The organism is Zymomonas mobilis (assembly GCF_006715975.1).
Classification (GTDB): domain Bacteria; phylum Pseudomonadota; class Alphaproteobacteria; order Sphingomonadales; family Sphingomonadaceae; genus Zymomonas; species Zymomonas mobilis_B.
This window is the reverse complement of record NZ_VFOF01000001.1, coordinates 1,615,632-1,633,512: the sequence shown is the minus strand read 5'-3', so window position 1 is coordinate 1,633,512 and position 17,881 is coordinate 1,615,632. Positions and strand designations below refer to the sequence as shown.

Here is a 17,881-nt window from a genome sequence, read left to right as displayed (position 1 = left end):
TCGGGCTTTAATGCCAGCTTACTTTTGTTTGCCTACCTCTTTCTTAAGCAGTCTAGCCGACAAATCCAAGCATTATATTGAGATATCTACAGATTTTTCGAAAAAAACTGAAAAATTACTGCCGATTGAGCAAAATACAGCGTGGTCTTTGTTCAATATCACAAAAAATCTGACTCTTTAGCCCAGTCTCTTTCGCGATCAAGCTAACCGTTTCAGCCTGATCGAATCCTATTTCTAGGCAAGCAATTCCGCGTTCTGTCAAAAGGGAAGGGATCTCCGGTATCACCTCGCGATAATCACTCAGACCATCTTCGCCCCCAAATAGAGCTAAATGCGGTTCATAATGCAAAACATCGGCAGGCATCATCGCATCTCGGGAGATATAAGGCGGATTACATAACAAAAGATCGAATTTCTGTTCGATCTCTTGCCCCCAGTGACCGATTTTAAAATCGGCACGTGGCAGTAAACCGCATTTCTCCGCATTGAGGCGGGCAATTTTCAAAGCTGCCGGTGACGCATCCACAGCTAATCCTTGTGCTTCTTTCCATTCATCCAGCGCCGCTAACAGTAATGCCCCGGATCCAGTACCCAGATCCAAAATCTTTTCAGGCTGAAATTGATGCTCACGAAAATAGGTAATCGCCGTTTCAATCAGCGTTTCGCTGTCAGGACGAGGAATTAACACATCGGGCGTGACGGTCAGGCGCAGCGTCCAAAAATCACGATAACCAAGAATATAAGCAATCGGTTCATTCTTTTTTCGACGCTTCACCGCTTCAAAAAAAGCAGGTGGGGCGGCTTTATCGCCCCACGCGCCTAATAACAGGGAATCCCGCTCTATGCCCAAGCTATATGCCATCAGCAATTCGGAATCGAGCCGCGCCGTCATGCTAAGGCTTGCTAGATCACGCGCAGCTTCGCGCAAAGCTTCGGTGATAGATAATGTTTTTTCTTGCCCGTCAGAGTTCTCAATCATCCAGACTTGCCAGTCTTTCTGCTTCATCCTCCGCGATCAAAGCCGTAATGACTTCATCCAATCCAGGGCCTGCCAAAATTTCTGGCAAACGATGCAGGGTCAGATTGATCCGATGATCCGTGACCCGTCCCTGTGGGAAGTTATAGGTGCGAATCCGTTCAGAACGATCGCCCGAACCAACCATGGATTTACGCTGCCCAGCCCGCTCGGAATGTAATCTTTCGCGCTCTCTTTCATAAAGCCGCGCCCGCAACACTTTCATTGCCTTGGCTTTATTCTTGTGCTGGGATTTTTCATCCTGCTGGCTCACAACGATGCCACTGGGGATATGGGTAATACGGACGGCAGAATCCGTTGTATTCACCGACTGTCCACCTGGACCCGAAGAACGGAAAATATCAATTCTAAGGTCGCGCTCATCAATCGCGACATCAACTTCTTCTGCTTCTGGAAGCACAGCCACCGTTGCCGCAGAAGTGTGAATGCGTCCACCACTTTCGGTAACAGGCACACGCTGCACCCGATGAACACCACTTTCAAATTTCAACCGAGCAAACACACCTGCGCCTGTAATGCTGATAACAGCTTCTTTATAGCCACCTAACTCGGCAGCACTGGCTGAAATCATTTCTACTCGCCAACCGCGTTCTTCAGCATAACGGCTATACATTCTCAACAAATCACCGCCGAACAAAGCGGCTTCATCGCCGCCGGTTCCGGCACGGACTTCAAGAATAGCCGAACGTTCATCGGCTGCATCCCGTGGCAACAGGCTAAGTGCCAAAGCACGTTCGGCTTCTGCCAAGGCCGTTTTATTGGAATCCAACTCCTCGACAGCCATCGCCTGTAATTCGGGGTCTTCATCTTTGGTCATCGCCTCCAGCGTTTCGGTTTCTTCCCGTAAACGCCCGACCTCTTCTGCTGCCAAAGCAACCGGTTCGACTTCCGAATATTCGCGCGATAAAGCGACCAGACGAGTGGAATCCAGATCAGGCCGTGCCATTTCCGCCTGTAATTCTTCCCGTCTGGCGATAATAGCTGCCAGCCGATCAGGTGAAATTGCGATCATTTATTCCTCAATTCTGATAAAATTTGGTCAACAATCTGATCGAGTGCAATGCTTTGCTGCTCGCCTGTCACCATACTTCTGACGGTTGCGGCATTTTGGGCTAATTCTTCTTCACCCAAAATGACGGCATATTGAACGCCCCAGCCATTGGCTTTCTGCATCCGCCGTTTCATGTTGCCACGCCATGACATATCGGCTGAAATGCCTGCATGTCTTAATTTCGCAAGAATAGAAATCGCTGGATTCTTGGATTCATCACCCAAGGGGATTACGGCCACTTTAATGGCGTCTTCCTGCGGTTTTTCAATCAGCATCGCCAAACGTTCGATACCGGCAGCCCATCCGATAGCAGGGGTTAAATTACCACCCAATGCTTCCGCAAGACCATCATAGCGTCCACCCGCAAGCACAGTTCCTTGTGCACCAAGCTGATCTGTAATGAACTCAAAAGCCGTATGGCGATAATAATCCAGCCCACGCACCAAACGAGGGTCACGGGTCCATGCCACACCGGCAGCATCAAGGCCGGAGGTTACCGCGTTAAAGAAGGTCGCGGCTTCTTCGGTCAAATAATCATCAATGACAGGGGCTTTTTCAGCAATAATTTTATCATTGGGGTCTTTGGAATCTAAAATACGCAAAGGATTCCGCGCCAGACGCTCCTGACTTTCCTGCGACAGGCTATCAAAATGCCCTTGGAAATATTCGATCAAAGCGGCACGCCATGCTTCGCGGCTGACGCTATCGCCCAAGGTATTCAGATGAAGGGTGACATGCTGTTTAATGCCCAGCTCTTCAAGAAACTGATCCGCAAGGCAAAGCAATTCAACATCCGCTTCCGGTTCAGCCGCACCGATTACTTCGGCATCTATCTGATGAAATTGGCGATAACGGCCTTTCTGGGGGCGTTCATAACGGAAGACAGGGCCATGGGTTACCAGTTTGCACGGCGCATATTGCTGCCAACCACTGGTCAGATAAGCGCGGGTCAATCCAGCCGTAAATTCCGGACGAAGCGTTAATTGCTCACCCGAACGGTCGGGAAAGCTATACATTTCCTTGGAAACGACATCAGTCGTCTCACCCAAAGAACGGGCAAAAACAGCCGTCGATTCGAAAACCGGAATCTCGGCACGTTTAAATCCATATAATTGACGTATTTCATCAAATTTATTGACGACGTGGTTAAAGCGAAGAGAATCTTCACCAAAAATGTCCTGTGTGCCACGAATCGGCTGGGGCGTTTTGATTTTCATGCCATTCATCCGGCTAATATAAAGAGATGTTTTTTTAAGAGTTGCCCGCGTCTAACCTATTTTTCCGGTTGTGCAAAATTTTGTATGCGTAGCACCTACAGAAAGATTACTGGCAGTCTTTTAATCTAAAAAGACTTTCTTCCTCTGAAAAAGACACAAAATAGGCTTGTGATAAAAGAAGCCCGCATTATCGCAATTTTATTATGGATATCAATCTTATTCCCACGGGCGATAATCCGCCTGAAACGCTGAATGTTATCATCGAAGTGCCGCAGGGCGGCGAACCGGTCAAATATGAATTTGACAAAAAATCCGGTGCGCTGTTCGTTGACCGTTTATTGCATACACCAATGCGCTATCCGGCCAATTATGGCTTTGTCCCGCACACTTTATCTGATGATGGCGATCCTTTGGACGCTTTGGTTCTGGCTCCGACTCCGTTCGTTCCGGGCAGTGTCGTCAGCGTCCGTCCTATCGCCGTTTTGCGGATGAAGGACGAAAAAGGCGAAGACGAAAAGCTGTTAACGGTTCCGGTAGATAGCATCATTCCGCTTTATGCTTCGGTCAAAGAATCCAGCGATCTTCCGGCTATCATTCTTGACCAAATCGGCCATTTCTTCGAACATTACAAAGACCTTGAAAAAGGGAAATGGGTAAAAATCGAAGGCTGGGGTAGCTCGGCTGATGCTCGTAAGATCATTCTCGAAGCGATTGAACGCGCCGGAAAATCGGCCTGATTTTGATCTAATTCAAGAATTGCTGCCAGATATCTGGTAATTTTCACCCCGCATGACAAGTCGGTTCTAACCATAGAACGGAGTTTGTTATGCGGGTTTATTTTTAGCTGACGTTGTCTTCTTCACCCCAAAATCAATCGGCGTATCTGGCGTATGGGGAAGCATCCCCGCCGTTTCAGCATAGATTTCTTTTTCCTGTTCGGGATGCTCTTCTAACCATTTCTGCTGCTCTATTTGCTGCAAAGCACGGCGGCGAATATAGGCTTTCCCCAAAACATATCCGGTGCCAAGGACAAGGCCAACAGGCCCCAACCGGCGAATAACACCAACAACCAAAGCCCCTGTTACCAGATTCTTCAGACTGTCATTTTGGTGCGCCCGCCCGATTTCTGCCTGCACCAATGTTTCGACAATCCTTGAAACCATGCCTCTCATTCCCTGAATGAAATTACAATAATATCCCGATGGGACAGGTTTTACCTATCCATTGGGTTTTCTGAAAAACGCAGAAGACACAAAAAAGAGCCGCAAAATTTATAATTACCGGCTTTTTCTAAAAATATATTTTTGTGATTACTGGAGCTATCCTGTTTTTGGTCTTTTCTTCCGACCAATACAGGATAGCTATATTCAATAGACAGTAAAATCTATTTTTTACGACTAAAATCGACCGAAACGACATTCGAGCCTTCTTCGATCGGCTTCGCTTCGGGGATAGGCCTTTTTTCGGGTTCCGGTTCAATCTCTTCCGAATCAACCACTTCTTCAAATTGCGCTTCGAATTGCAAAGCGAAATGTACCGAAGGATCGACGAAATTGGTGATGGCCGCATAGGGCACTATCAAATTCGACGGGATGCCACCAAAAGATAAACCGATACTGAAATGATCGTCTTCTACCATCAAATCCCAATAGCGATTCTGGATGACAATCGTCATTTCTTCCGGAAAACGGGCTAACAGGTGCGGTGGTACAGAAACACCGGATGCCTGTGTTTTAAAGGTGATATAGAAATGATGATCACCGGGAAGGCCGCCCTCTGCCTGTACTGTCCCTAAAACGCGGCCAACAACAGCGCGCAGGGCTTCTTGGACGATCTCATCATACGGAATCAGACTGTCAAAGCTTTCCTCATTCATAAAACCTTAGGTGGACGTGTCAAAGCTATCGGTCAAGATGGGATTGAGTATATTTGCATGAAAGCGTGGGTAGGCTATAGCGATTTTATGCAGCGTATAGCCTCAATCCATCGTCAAACCGCCGAGACTGATGTTCATATCCAACTTAATTTGGATGGGCATGGGCAATATAATGTCAAAACCGGCATTGGTTTCTTTGATCATATGTTAGATCAGCTTTTTCGTCACTCGCTAATAGATTGCGACGTAACGGTAAAGGGAGATTTACATATTGATCCCCATCATACCATAGAAGACTGCGCACTTGCCTTGGGGCAGGCTGTTCAGCAAGCTTTGGGCGATAAGGGCGGCATTACCCGCTTTTCCCATGCCTATGCACCTATGGATGAAGCCATGAGTCGGGTTGCCATTGATATTTCAGGTCGTCCTTATCTTGTTTGGCATTCTACTTTCACCCAACCTCGTCTGGGCGATCTTGACACCGAAATGATCGAACATTGGTTTCTAAGCTTTGCCCAAGGCGCAGGGCTTACCCTTCATGTAGAAACGCTTTACGGACGCAATAACCACCATATCGCCGAAAGCCTGTTCAAAGCTTTAGCACTGGCCTTGCGTCAGGCGGTCGCCATTGATGCCGGTAAACAAGGCCGGATCCCTTCGACAAAAGGCAGTTTGTAGTGTGATGAATCAGGCATCTTCAACGGTCGCACTTATTGATTATGGCGCAGGCAACCTTCAATCGGTTGCCAATGCCTTATTGGCTTCGGGATTAGACCGCGAAAATCTGGTTGTAACCGCCAATCCTGAAGAAGTCCTTCGGGCAGAACGTATTGTCTTACCAGGGGTGGGCGCTTTTGCCTCCTGCATGCAGGCTTTGCAGGCGATTCCAGGCATGGTCGATGCGTTAAAAGAAGCCGTCCTTGAAAAAGGCCGCCCTTTCTTAGGTATCTGTGTCGGGATGCAGCTTCTGGCAGACCAAGGTGAAGAATATGGCACGCATCAGGGCTTAGGCTGGATTAAAGGCAAGGTAACTGCTCTCCAACCAAATGATCCTTTATGCAAAGTCCCCCATATGGGATGGAACCAGATTGATCTAACCACGGATTCGCATCCCCTGCTTCGTGCCGGAGAAGCCTATTTTCTTCACAGCTATGCTTTCGTGCCAGAAGATAATTCGACATTATTGGCAACAACCGAACATGGCGGCCTTGTGACGGCGGCTGTCGGGCGCGATAATATTATGGGCGTCCAATTCCATCCCGAAAAAAGTCAAAGCTACGGTTTGCAATTTTTATCCCGTTTTTTGGAATGGTATCCCTGATTACAAACATCACGGCCAGATTCATGACGATATCTGGCTTTCCCCTTTGCCTTTTATGTCTCCCCGCTAAATGGGCATAAAAGAACGGATATTGGAGAAATCCATGACGGATTCACTGATTATTTTTCCTGCTATTGATCTCAAAGAAGGCCATGTCGTGCGTTTGTCCGAAGGCGATATGGATCGCGCCACGGTCTATGACGATGATCCGGCGGCTCGTGCGCGTCAATTTTATGAAGCTGGTGCCCGATATCTGCATGTTGTCGATCTGGATGGTGCTTTTGCGGGGCGTGCGGTAAATGCCGCTGCCGTTGATGCCATTGTGAAAGCCTTCCCGGGAACCATCGAACTGGGTGGCGGTATTCGCGATATGAAGGCGATTGATGGTTGGCTTAGTCGTGGCATCAGCCGGGTAGTAATCGGCACCGCTGCTCTCGAAAATCCTGAACTGGTCAAAGAAGCCGCTCGGAAATATCCGGGACAGATTGTTGTCGCTGTTGATGCTCGCGATGGCATGGTCACGACGAAAGGTTGGGCAGAACAATCAGAAATATCGGTGACCGACATGGCAGAACGCTTTGCTGATGCCGGTGTGGTTGCTCTCCTTTATACTGATGTCGGTCGTGATGGATTAAAAAAAGGCTGTAATAGCGAAGCCACTTTGGCTTTGGCTGCGGCAACCGATATTCCGGTTATCGCCAGCGGCGGTGTCAAAGATATTGGCGATATCGAATTGCTGGCACGCCATACCAAAGACGGCATTGAAGGCGTTATCTGTGGTCGCGCCATTTATGACGGTTCGCTTGATTTAAAAGCAGCCTTGGCCATTGCCCGTCAAGGCGGAGCCAGCGCATGACCCTTTGCACCCGTATTATTCCTTGTCTGGATGTCGCTGATGGAAGGGTCGTCAAAGGGGTTAATTTCACTGATCTGATGGATGCGGGCGATCCCGTTGAGCAAGCCAAGGTTTACGATGCTGCTGGTGCCGATGAATTATGCTTTCTTGATATTTCGGCCAGCCATGAAGGGCGCGGCACCATGTTGGATGTCGTTGCCCGTACAGCGGAAGTCTGCTTCATGCCTCTGACTGTTGGTGGCGGGGTGCGTCAGGTCGAAGACGCCCGTGCGCTGCTATTGGCGGGTGCAGATAAGGTTGCGGTTAACTCGGCTGCGGTTGCACGACCGGAATTGGTCGCCGAAATCGCTGATCGCTTTGGGGCGCAATGCGTTGTTGCAGCCATCGATGCTCGCCGTAATGGCGATACATGGGAAGTCTATACCCATGGTGGCCGTCGGCCAACTGGTATTAACGCCTTGGATCATGCGCTTAATCTAACCCGTTTAGGTGCTGGCGAAATCCTTTTGACCTCAATGGATAAAGACGGAACAAGAGACGGCTATGACTTGGCTCTGACCCGTTTGGTTGCCGATGCTGTTCCCGTGCCTGTGATCGCAAGCGGCGGCGTGGGTAATCTCGATCATATGGTCGAAGGGGTAACCAAAGGCCATGCCAGTGCTTTACTTGCAGCGTCGATTTTCCATTTCGGTCAGTATAGCTTGGCTGAAGCGCATGACGCTCTGGCAAAAGCGGGATTAACCGTGCGTCATCCTCCGCAACAGGGATGACGGCGGAGCTCATCAAATTATCGTTTCCGGCTTCTTGAAATAGCCTGTTCCAAAGGGGCAGGGCGATAACGAAAGACAAAGAACATCATGTCTGAAAATACCTTAGCCTATATTGAATCCGTCATTGCTGAACGTAGGAAGGCTTCACCAAAAGATTCCTATGTTTCCTCGCTTCTTCATCGTGGTACCGCCCATATCGCGCAGAAAGTCGGTGAAGAAGCTGTTGAAACCGTCATCGCTGCTTTAGCGCAAGATAAAAAGGCACTTGAGAGCGAAGCTGCAGATCTTCTTTTTCATCTGGCCGTTTTATTAGCCGATAGGGACAGCAGTTTTGAAAATGTTTTTGCTGAATTAAGACGGCGCGAAGGCACATCTGGTCATGCTGAAAAAGCAGCAAGATCAAAATCTTAAATAGACGTTGCAGAAATCATTAAAGCCGATCTTTTATAAAGGTCGGCTTTATTTATATATAGTCATATAATCCAAATAAGAATTAAGACTTTTTATAAAAAGTCAGCATAATTATTTATAATATTAAAAAATATATTAAACTTTATTTTATGTTAAAGAAAAAATACAACATTTATTTAAATACAAAAAATTAATTCAGGAAAAATTATTTTTAAATAGAATTTTTTGTATCTATTGAGCTTGTTGCTTATGTAATTTTATTACTTTAATTTTGTTATCATTTTATTCCGCACTAGAAATAAATAAATATTTTTTGCGATAAAAAAATAATTCATAGTTCGTTCTTAATTATAGATGCAATATTTCTCTTATAAAAATAAAATTATTATAGAAGACATCATTATAGTGAAAAATGTCGTTTTTCCGTTCCTAATTTTTCAATTATAAATAAATATACTTTGTTTGAAAGGAATGGACAATGACTGTCGATATTCATCAACCCTATGATGATAATAACATTTTCTCCCGTATTATTCGTGGCGAAATTCCTTGTAAAAAAGTTTTCGAAAATGACCATGTTCTGGCGTTCCATGACATCAATCCTCAGGCACCCGTGCATATTCTGGTTATTCCCAAAGGTCGCTATGTCTCATGGGATGATTTTTCTGCAAAAGCTTCTGATGCAGAAATCGCGGCTTTAACGCGTGCCGTCGGCGAGATTAGCCGAGATCCGGCATTGAACAATGGATATCGTCTGATTGTTAATTGTGGCCATGATGCTGACCAGTTGGTGCCCCATTTACATATCCATATTCTGTCCGGCAAAGAGCTGGGTGCGAAGTTGATTCAGTCTTAAATTTGAAATAAAATGCTTATTTCGTTTTTGAATTAATTTTTATTTGATCAAAAGCGAAATAAGCATTATACAGTAATAATATTACATTACTGTAGTTGCCTAATGTAGTCTTTCCTTATTCTCGGGAGGCTGAAAAAATTATAATATGTCAGACGAGACACTTTTTCTCTTGCCAGCCGTCAGGAAACGCCTTCTATTGTCTACGGAGTTGGGTCGTTCAGGTTAAATATTGAAACAATAAATTTAGTCTGACCTGTAACGGTTAATCTATAGATACAATTAAAGCGCGGTACAGACCGCTTCTTATCGGGGGATAATGAATGATATTCGGGCGTGTGAAACCTCTCGACGCCATTTTAGAAACAGCTAAAAAGAAATCTCTTCATCGTTCTTTAGGCGCCTTCCAGCTGACTATGTTGGGCATTGGCGCGATTATTGGCACCGGTATTTTTGTGCTCACCGCTGAGGCGGCACAAAAAGCAGGTCCCGGTATGATGGTGAGCTTTATTATCGCTGCCTGCGTATGTGGGGTGGCGGCTTTTTGCTATGCTGAAATGGCTGCTATGGTGCCAGTCTCAGGATCAGCTTATACATACAGCTATGCAGTAATGGGGGAGCTTGTTGCATGGATGGTTGGCTGGGCGCTAATTCTTGAATATGCGGTCGCAGCCAGCGCGGTCTCAGTCGGTTGGTCTGGCTATGTTGTCGGATTAATCGAACATCTGACCGGCTCACATCTTCCAGCTGCGGCTATGGCCTTTACCAAAGGGCCTTTTAGTGGCGGAATTGTCAATCTTCCTGCTGCCTTTATTGCCCTACTGATTATGTCATTGCTGATAAGAGGGACAAAAGAAAGCGCAACAGCCAGTGCTATTTTGGTTGTTATCAAAATAACGGCTCTTACTCTTTTCATCTTTTTAGCCATACCGGCGATGAAAATGGAAAATTTTCATCCTTTTGCACCTTTAGGATTCTCCGGTATTTCCGGTGCAGCGGCCTCGATCTTTTTTGCTTATGTCGGGTTTGATGCAGTTTCTACGGCTGCCGAAGAAACCAAAAATCCTCAACGGAATATGCCGATCGGGTTGGTCGGTTCGCTCGCGATTTGTACCCTGTTTTATATACTGGTTTCTTCCGGTGTTATTGGGGGCGTCGGGGCACAGCCGGTTTTTGATGCGACACAACATCATGCTTTACCGACCGGAAGCCCGCAGTTAGCGGCGGCTTGTTCCAGTCTGAAAGACAGCCATGTCGTCTGCTCAAACGAAGCCTTGGCATGGACTTTACGTAAAATCGGATGGAATAAAGTAGGTAACCTGATCGCTTTGGCGGCTGGTTTTGCTTTGCCTTCGGTTATTCTGATGATGATTTTTGGTCAGACCCGCATCTTCTTCGTGATGAGCCGCGATGGTCTGCTGCCAGAATTTTTTGCAAAAGTGCATCCGCGTTTCAAAACGCCTTATATCGTTACCATTATGACGGGCTTAGCTGTTGCACTGTTCTCAGCCTTTTTCCCGGTTGGTATTTTGGCTGATATTTCGAATGCCGGAACGCTGTTTGCTTTTGCCATGGTCGCCATCGCCGTTCTCGTTTTGCGGCATACCGATCCTAAACGCCATCGTCCATTCAGAACGCCTTGCATCTATCTGATTTCACCTTTGGCGGCATTAGGTTGCCTGTATCTTTTCGTCAGCCTGCCACTTATGACGCTGAAAATGTTCTTCGGTTGGACATTTTTGGGGCTGGTTGTCTATTTTATCTATGGATATCGTCACAGTAATATTGCCAACAATATTCCTGATGAAGAGGCATAGATTTCCTCCTTTTTATACCTCTGCTCCGTCCTGTCATTCGATGGACGGGGCAGGGAATTAAAAACAGAAAAAAGACAGGCCGGTTTTTTGTTTGCATGAGGGTGAAAAACGAAAATCCGGTTTCTGAATAAAAAAAACGGCAGAGAATTTTCTCTGCCGTTTTTTCTTTGTCTTTAATGCCGAATAACCATCAGCCACTATTACGAAGAGCTGTTGCGATCGCATTAATAGTGAGTTGGATGGATTCAATAATATGGGGGTTTGTATCCCCACCACGCCATTTTTTCAGCAATTCAACCTGCAGATAGTTAAGCGGTTCTAGATAAGGCCGCCGCATCTGAACAGAGTTATCCAAAGCCGGTGAACGCTCCAAAAGCCAATTCTGGTCGGTAGCTTTCAACAAACCTTCACAGCCTTGATTCCAACCATCACAGATCGAGTCATATATAGACTGCCCTGTGGTCTGGTCTTCAACCAAAGCCAGATAATGCTTGGCAATCGTCATATCTGAACGCGCCATGACCTGTTCCATATTACGGATGGTCGTGCGGAAGAACGGCCAACGAACAGCCATTTCTTTCAATAGCTCGGTATCTTCAAAATCATACAGAGCCTGACCGAAACCAAACCATCCGGGTAACATGACCCGAACCTGAGACCAGCTAAAGACCCACGGAATGGCACGCAAATCTTCAATTCGATCAGATTTTTTACGGCTCGGTGGACGTGAACCAATCTTCAACAGGGCGATTTCAGGCAAGGGCGTAAATTCGCTAAAGAATTTACGGAAACCCTTGGTGCCATAAACCAGCTGACGATACGTCTGGAATGCGGAATCTGACAGATGATCCAACGCTTTCCGGTAATGGCTGAATACAGGCTCAACAATCGTGGGCGCTTCCAAAGACGTAATCATGGTTGCAGCGACCGCTTCATCTAAATGAGCAATAGCACTTTCATGAGTTCCGTATTTGGCGGCAACAACTTCGCCCTGTTCAGTGTAACGAATGCGGCCTTTCACTGCGCCCGCCGGTTGCGACAGGATAGCATTGAAATTGGAACCGCCACCGCGACCCACTGAACCACCACGACCATGGAAAAATTGGATCGGCACGCCTGCTTTTTCAAAAACAGGTACCAAGGCAAGACAGGCTTTATAAAGACCCCAAACAGATGTCAGATAACCACCATCTTTATTGGAATCAGAATAACCGACCATCACTTCCTGAACACCATGTGCCTTGGCAATGGCTTGTGCTTCGGGAAGTTTGAACCATGCTTCCATCACTTCTGGGGCATGTTCCAGATCCGCCACCGTTTCAAACAGTGGGGCGGCTTCAATCGCCGTCTTCGGTTCTGCACCACCCTGATAAAGTCCTGCTTCTTTCAAAAGCAAATAGACTTCCAAAATATCCGAAATGCTTTCGCCATTCGAAATCAGATAGGTCGTAATGGATTCAGGGCCAAAAATTTCATGGGCGCGTGCCGCTGCCCGAATGATTTCAAGCTCGGAACGGGTTTCTTCGGAGTAATCCGCACGTGGGACAAATAACGTCCGTGGCTGCGACAATTCCCGTCTTAACAAGGCCACCCGATCATCTTCGGATAAAGCCAAATAATCAGCTTCTACGGTTGCAACCCGCAGCAACTCATTCACAACATTTTGGTGAACCTGTGAATTCTGACGCAGATCAAGGGTTGCCAGATGGAAACCAAAAGTCTCAACCGAACGGATCAAGGCATTAAAGCCGCCCTGTGCCAGATTACCCAAGCATTTAGCCAAAGCCTTTAAATCGGCAATCAGCTCATTCGGACGCTTATAAGGATCGGCAGATCGTAAGGCCGGACGTGAAGGGTTGCGACCGGCTATCAGGCGATAGGTGGCGGCAACGCGATCATAAATACCATTCAAGGCGCGCCGATAAGGCTCATCGGCTCGGATAGACGCTTCGTCACCGCTTTTGTCCGCCAGTCGCAAGACATCTTCAGACACCTGAACCATATCAGTCGATATCGAAAGATTAGAAATCAGCTTGTCTAAGCGGTTCAGATAATCGGTCAGCACGGTTTCCGAACTACGCTGTAAAGACAGCATGATCGTATCGGCATTTACATTTGGATTACCATCGCGATCGCCACCGATCCAGTTACCGGGGCGGATAAAGCTTGGAATCGAGGTGCCCAGCAGTTTTTCCCATTCAGCATAAAGCTGAGGTAAAACTGGCAAGAAAGTTTCTCTTAAGAAGGAAAGGGCGGTTTCAATTTCATCGGCAACGGTCAGCTTTTGCAGCATCAACGGGCGCGTCTGCCATAATATCGTGATTTGCTGAATTAAGGCATCTTCGATGGGCATCCCGTCTTCAGTAACGGTCTGTCCTGCGTCTTTTAAGCGCATCAAATTGGCAATACGGTTATAATGATCAAGCATGCTTTTCCGACGCACTTCGGTCGGATGCGCTGTCAGTACAGGCACAATGCAGGCATTGTCGATCAGATCAATAATCGCCTGCTGGCTGACACCCTTGGCTTTTATGTCCTTTAAGGCACTGGCCATATTGGCATCAGGATCAAGCGAATCTCCCTGACGGTCATCAGCCAGATTGGCTAGCATTGAAAACAGCAAAAAGGCATGTGCAAAAGAGAACATGTCATTCAGGTCAAGCTCGGCTAAACGAGAACTTAACTCGGTGCTGTCAACAATACCCCGATGGCGTCTGATCGCGGCAGAACGGATTTGTTCGATCTGGTTGAATAAAGACTCTCCGCCTTGTTCTTTAATAACCTGACCGAGCAGGTTACCAAAATAGCGAAGGTCTGGGTTCTGATTAATTGTGCGCGGCTTGGTCATAAAACATCCCTTTGCCTAGCTTACTGATGAGAGACAACCCATCTTCTGACCTTTTGGTCAAAAAATTGGTCAGTCTTTTCGATTAGAATTGTATTAAATTATCTTTTAAACAATTTGTTCGCATGAATCCTTGTTTTAAAAGGCAATTATTCATTTTAAAGTTATAAAATAACCCAAAAATAACACTTTGAATCTGTCTATAACCGAATCAACTTCACAAGTCTAAAATCTGCCTAATTATCTCTTTTAGATATTCGAGTTACCCATAGGACGCTTCTGTTTTTTGACAAAAGCAGGTTAAAATTCGTCTGCTATCGAAATAAAAACATATAGAAAAAATCAGAAATTACTCTCATGAAAAATGAGCCAATATTTTGATATTGATTACTATTAAATCATTATTTATTTGAATGTTGGAATGAATATCAAAATATTTATTGTGGTATTTAAATATAATTTATGACGGTTATTAAAAATTCTTTCTATACGACCTTCTGTTTTTCACTCATAAAAGATCATGGTCTTTCTAAATCGTATTTATACCCGCAGCGGGGATGATGGTAAAACCGGCATAATCGGTGGCGCACGCCTCTCCAAAAGTCATGCATTGATAGATGCCATTGGTGAAATTGACGAAACCAATGCCGCTATCGGTGTGGCTCTTGCCAGAATAACCGATGATGTATGTCGCAACCGTTTTGCCATTATTCAAAATGACCTTTTTGACCTTGGTGCAGATTTAGCAACGCCCTTTGATAACAAGATTTCTGGTTCTCTCCGCATCACAGCTTCTCAAGTCGAACGGCTGGAACAAGAAATAGATGAAATGAATGCGGAATTACCGCCTTTAACCAGCTTCATTTTGCCTGCCGGTGGTTGCGGTATTGCTGAAATACATTTGGCGCGGGCAATTACCCGACGGGCAGAAAGGGCACTTATCCGCCTCAATGATAGTAATATCGTCATCAATGCTGGGGTTCGGCGTTATGTGAACAGGTTGTCAGATTATCTTTTTGTCATGGCGCGCTGGCTGGGAAAAAAGCTTAATCAGGAAACGCTTTGGGAACCACATAAAAGCAATCTATAAGAAAAGAGCGTACTCACCTTTGAAAGAGAGACGCAATAGCCTTTCTGCTCTTCTTGCGATTAGCAAATAAAAGCCATTATTTTTATTTTTCCCTTGTCGATCGGGCATTTTTCCGCAAAAGCGACTTTGACTTAAAATTTTCTTGTTTCCGGAGCCTGCGCATGTCCGCTAATTATGCCCCCGATAGTATTCTGCTTGATAAGGCAGAAACCTTATCTGAAGCTTTGCCTTATATTCAGCGATATGCCGGTAAAATTTTTGTCGTTAAATATGGCGGTCACGCCATGGGCAATCCGGATGCAGCACAAGATTTCGCAGAAGACATTGTCTTATTGAAGGCGATCGGCATTCATCCTGTCGTTGTGCATGGCGGTGGGCCCCAAATTGGCAAGATGTTGAAGGCTTTAGGTGTTGAAAGCCAGTTTATCGACGGATTGCGGGTTACCGATATTGAAACGGCTAAGATTGCCGAAATGGTTTTATCTGGGGCGATTAACAAAGATATCGTCTCTTGGATTGGTCGGGCAGGTGGACGCGCTGTCGGTATTTCTGGCAAAGATGCGCATCTTGTCGAAGTCGAAAAAGTCAAAAAGACACGGAAAAACACAGAAGACGGCCATGACGAAAATATCGATCTTGGCTTTGTCGGTCGGCCTGTCTCGATTGATCGTCGTCTGATTGATACGCTGACCCAGTCTGGCATCATTCCGGTGGTGGCTCCTATCGGTGTTGGTGCCGATGGCGAAACCTACAATATCAACGCGGATACGATGGCGGGCGCTTTGGCTGCCGGTTTAGAGGCTGCACGGTTATTCATGTTAACCGATGTCGCTGGTGTTCTTGATGCCGATAAAAAGCTGCTTCGGACATTAACGCCTTCCGAGATTGATACTCTAACAAAAGAAAATATCATTTCAGGCGGTATGATCCCGAAACTTGAAACCTGTATCGAATCAGTCAAAAGTGGCGTTGACGCATCTGTTATTCTTGATGGTCGTGTGCCCCATTCGATTCTGATTGAACTTTTCACAGAGCAGGGTGCTGGAACGCTCGTTAAGCTCGATCAATAAAAGAGTCGATAAATCCTATTATGCTACGCCGGACTTACAATTGGACGCTAAGACGAGCTGCTGATCGGCATGCTTTGCTGTGGTTAGTCATTCTGTCTTTTTCAGAAGCTTCGTTTTTTCCAATCCCGACAGAAGCCATGCTGGTGCCGATGATTATCGCTCGCCGAGAAAAGGCGTGGTTGATGGCATTGCTCGCCACGCTCGCTTCTGTCGTCGGTGCTATGTTCGGTTATGCAATCGGGTATTATCTTTATAATAGCGTCGGCGGCTGGCTTATCCATCTCTATGGATTGGAAGGCAAAGCCCAAAGCTTTCAGGATTGGTATGCCCGATATGGGGCAATCGTTATTCTGGTCAAAGGACTAACGCCGATACCGTTCAAGCTGGTGACAATTGCGAGCGGTTTTGCCCATTATAATATTTTCAGCTTTCTAGCGGCTGCCTTTGTCAGTCGCGGGTTACGCTTCTTTTGCGTCGCTGGACTTTTGCGTCGTTATGGAAAACCTATCGAGCAATTCATCGAAAAACGGCTTACCTTAGTTGCCTCTGTCTGCTTACTTTTATTAGTCAGCGGCTTTGCTCTGGTTAAAATTTTATAGAAATTAAAGATTTAATTAGCTGATATTAAGTTAATTCCATGAATATAATAATAAATTAACTTAAAGTATAAATATTTTTATGTAAATTTTTATAAAATAATATAATTAATATATTATATCTCAATATAAAAGAGAGCCATTATTATGGTATATATAGTATATTTAACGCCTTTAATTGTATCTTGTATGGTAAGCTATTTTTTAGAAAAATATAGAAAAACAAAATACAGAAACACTCTTCATAAAATTACATTACAAATAAATAAACAAGCAAGAAATCTTCAGATATCTAAAAATCAGAAAGTAATAAAAGATCACTATGGCTCTGTTTTTATAGGTGCATGGATAAAAGAAATTAATTATTTTATTAGAACGCGAATAGACCCAATTATATTTAATAATACTAAAAATGAAAAAAGCATAGATTCATTAAGATTAGAAGCTAGAGCATTGATAGAAAATGTTGCATCTATTCCTCTTGAAATATCAGCTTCTCCAGAAAAATATATAAGTGATCCTTCAATATTTGATGAACGGATGGATCCAGCTGATTATAAGCAATATTGTGCTCTTTTACTGAGAAATCATGGATGGAATGCGCAAGCAACGCAAAAAAGCGACGATCAAGGCACTGATGTAATTGCTATAAAAAACGGGATAAGGCTTGTCGTTCAATGTAAGCTTTATACTAAGACTGTTGGCAACAGTGCCGTGCAGCAAGCCTATACGGCTAAAACCTTTCAAGGTGCTCAAGCGGCTATTGTCGTGACAAATTCAACTTTTTCGAAGCCCGCCCGACAGGCTGCGACAACAACCGGAGTCTATTTAATACATCATGCGCAGCTAGTTGATACGGCGAATGAAATATTAGAAGAGCTTATCTAATTCAAAAAATATAGTTTAAATTGCAGAGATTCGAGCCGGTTGTAAAATTAGGGAAATTGTTCGTTCTGATGGAGGCCATAGGGGCAATTGCAACCAATGACAGTTGGAATATCTTGGTGTCATAGGATTAGTAAATTATGCCATGTTTTGGGCAATGAATTTTATCGCAGCGCAAAGTGCTACA

18 protein-coding genes are annotated in these 17,881 nt (G+C 45.4%); 12 read left to right on the top strand and 6 right to left on the bottom strand.

Annotation, left to right across the window (positions count from 1 at the left end; genetic code table 11):
- Positions 1–115: 115 nt before the first annotated feature.
- From prmC to hisS, 3 genes are read right to left on the bottom strand one after another with little or no spacing between them, the layout of a single operon-like run.
- A complete protein-coding gene (gene prmC / locus FBY58_RS07150) occupies positions 116–979 on the bottom strand; it encodes a peptide chain release factor N(5)-glutamine methyltransferase (RefSeq protein ID WP_141920264.1) in 864 nt (287 codons plus the stop codon).
- Entirely contained in the window at positions 972–2,048 is a 1,077-nt protein-coding gene (prfA, locus tag FBY58_RS07145; protein WP_141920262.1) for a peptide chain release factor 1, read from the bottom strand. Before prfA ends, prmC begins: the two co-directional genes overlap by 8 nt.
- Positions 2,045–3,304 (bottom strand): histidine--tRNA ligase, encoded by a 1,260-nt coding sequence (gene hisS / locus FBY58_RS07140; protein ID WP_141920260.1) that lies wholly within the window; start codon positions 3,302–3,304, stop codon positions 2,045–2,047. The genes prfA and hisS overlap by 4 nt, the downstream gene beginning before the upstream one ends.
- A gap of 203 nt (positions 3,305–3,507) precedes the next feature.
- Here hisS and ppa point away from each other — a divergent pair, with 203 nt between their 5' ends.
- Positions 3,508–4,041, top strand: a complete 534-nt coding sequence (gene ppa / locus FBY58_RS07135; protein ID WP_141920258.1) for an inorganic diphosphatase — start codon at positions 3,508–3,510, stop codon at positions 4,039–4,041.
- An 87-nt stretch (positions 4,042–4,128) separates the two neighbouring features.
- Here the strand turns inward: ppa and FBY58_RS07130 are convergent, their stop codons facing one another.
- Both FBY58_RS07130 and FBY58_RS07125 read right to left on the bottom strand, forming a co-directional pair.
- Positions 4,129–4,467, bottom strand: a complete 339-nt coding sequence (locus FBY58_RS07130) for a hypothetical protein (protein ID WP_141920256.1) — start codon at positions 4,465–4,467, stop codon at positions 4,129–4,131.
- Positions 4,468–4,688: 221 nt separating this feature from the next.
- Complete coding sequence (locus FBY58_RS07125; protein WP_141920255.1) at positions 4,689–5,180, bottom strand: SspB family protein; 492 nt, start codon at positions 5,178–5,180, stop codon at positions 4,689–4,691.
- 87 nt (positions 5,181–5,267) lie between these two features.
- Here FBY58_RS07125 and hisB point away from each other — a divergent pair, with 87 nt between their 5' ends.
- The 7 genes from hisB to FBY58_RS07090 all read left to right on the top strand — a co-directional run bounded on the left by hisB (position 5,268) and on the right by FBY58_RS07090 (position 11,208).
- Entirely contained in the window at positions 5,268–5,858 is a 591-nt protein-coding gene (gene hisB, locus FBY58_RS07120) for an imidazoleglycerol-phosphate dehydratase HisB (protein ID WP_185738197.1), read from the top strand.
- A gap of 1 nt (position 5,859) precedes the next feature.
- Positions 5,860–6,501, top strand: coding sequence for an imidazole glycerol phosphate synthase subunit HisH (gene hisH, locus FBY58_RS07115; RefSeq protein ID WP_141920251.1), 642 nt, complete (start codon positions 5,860–5,862; stop codon positions 6,499–6,501).
- A gap of 103 nt (positions 6,502–6,604) precedes the next feature.
- Positions 6,605–7,357, top strand: a complete 753-nt coding sequence (gene hisA, locus FBY58_RS07110) for a 1-(5-phosphoribosyl)-5-[(5-phosphoribosylamino)methylideneamino]imidazole-4-carboxamide isomerase (protein ID WP_141920249.1) — start codon at positions 6,605–6,607, stop codon at positions 7,355–7,357.
- The gene (hisF, locus tag FBY58_RS07105; protein WP_141920248.1) at positions 7,354–8,127 is read left to right on the top strand and encodes an imidazole glycerol phosphate synthase subunit HisF; all 774 of its coding nucleotides are present in this window, start codon (positions 7,354–7,356) and stop codon (positions 8,125–8,127) included. The genes hisA and hisF overlap by 4 nt, the downstream gene beginning before the upstream one ends.
- A gap of 87 nt (positions 8,128–8,214) precedes the next feature.
- Entirely contained in the window at positions 8,215–8,538 is a 324-nt protein-coding gene (locus tag FBY58_RS07100; RefSeq protein ID WP_141920246.1) for a phosphoribosyl-ATP diphosphatase, read from the top strand.
- 478 nt (positions 8,539–9,016) lie between these two features.
- Positions 9,017–9,394 carry a histidine triad nucleotide-binding protein gene (locus FBY58_RS07095; RefSeq protein WP_141920244.1) on the top strand — a complete coding sequence of 126 codons (378 nt, stop codon included), beginning with the start codon at positions 9,017–9,019 and terminating at the stop codon, positions 9,392–9,394.
- A gap of 320 nt (positions 9,395–9,714) precedes the next feature.
- Positions 9,715–11,208, top strand: a complete 1,494-nt coding sequence (locus FBY58_RS07090; protein ID WP_141920242.1) for an amino acid permease — start codon at positions 9,715–9,717, stop codon at positions 11,206–11,208.
- 190 nt (positions 11,209–11,398) lie between these two features.
- Here the strand turns inward: FBY58_RS07090 and ppc are convergent, their stop codons facing one another.
- Positions 11,399–14,056, bottom strand: coding sequence for a phosphoenolpyruvate carboxylase (gene ppc / locus FBY58_RS07085; RefSeq protein ID WP_141920240.1), 2,658 nt, complete (start codon positions 14,054–14,056; stop codon positions 11,399–11,401).
- Between the two features lie 517 nt (positions 14,057–14,573).
- Between ppc and FBY58_RS07080 the strand changes: the two genes are divergently transcribed.
- From FBY58_RS07080 to FBY58_RS09550, 4 genes are all read left to right on the top strand, one after another.
- Positions 14,574–15,143: a cob(I)yrinic acid a,c-diamide adenosyltransferase gene (locus FBY58_RS07080; RefSeq protein ID WP_141920239.1), complete on the top strand. Its 570-nt coding sequence runs from the start codon at positions 14,574–14,576 to the stop codon at positions 15,141–15,143.
- A 161-nt stretch (positions 15,144–15,304) separates the two neighbouring features.
- Positions 15,305–16,213: an acetylglutamate kinase gene (gene argB / locus FBY58_RS07075; protein ID WP_141920237.1), complete on the top strand. Its 909-nt coding sequence runs from the start codon at positions 15,305–15,307 to the stop codon at positions 16,211–16,213.
- Between the two features lie 20 nt (positions 16,214–16,233).
- Positions 16,234–16,812 (top strand): YqaA family protein, encoded by a 579-nt coding sequence (locus FBY58_RS07070; protein ID WP_141920236.1) that lies wholly within the window; start codon positions 16,234–16,236, stop codon positions 16,810–16,812.
- Between the two features lie 144 nt (positions 16,813–16,956).
- The gene (locus FBY58_RS09550; protein WP_260432142.1) at positions 16,957–17,697 is read left to right on the top strand and encodes a restriction endonuclease; all 741 of its coding nucleotides are present in this window, start codon (positions 16,957–16,959) and stop codon (positions 17,695–17,697) included.
- The last annotated feature ends 184 nt before the right edge of the window (positions 17,698–17,881 follow it).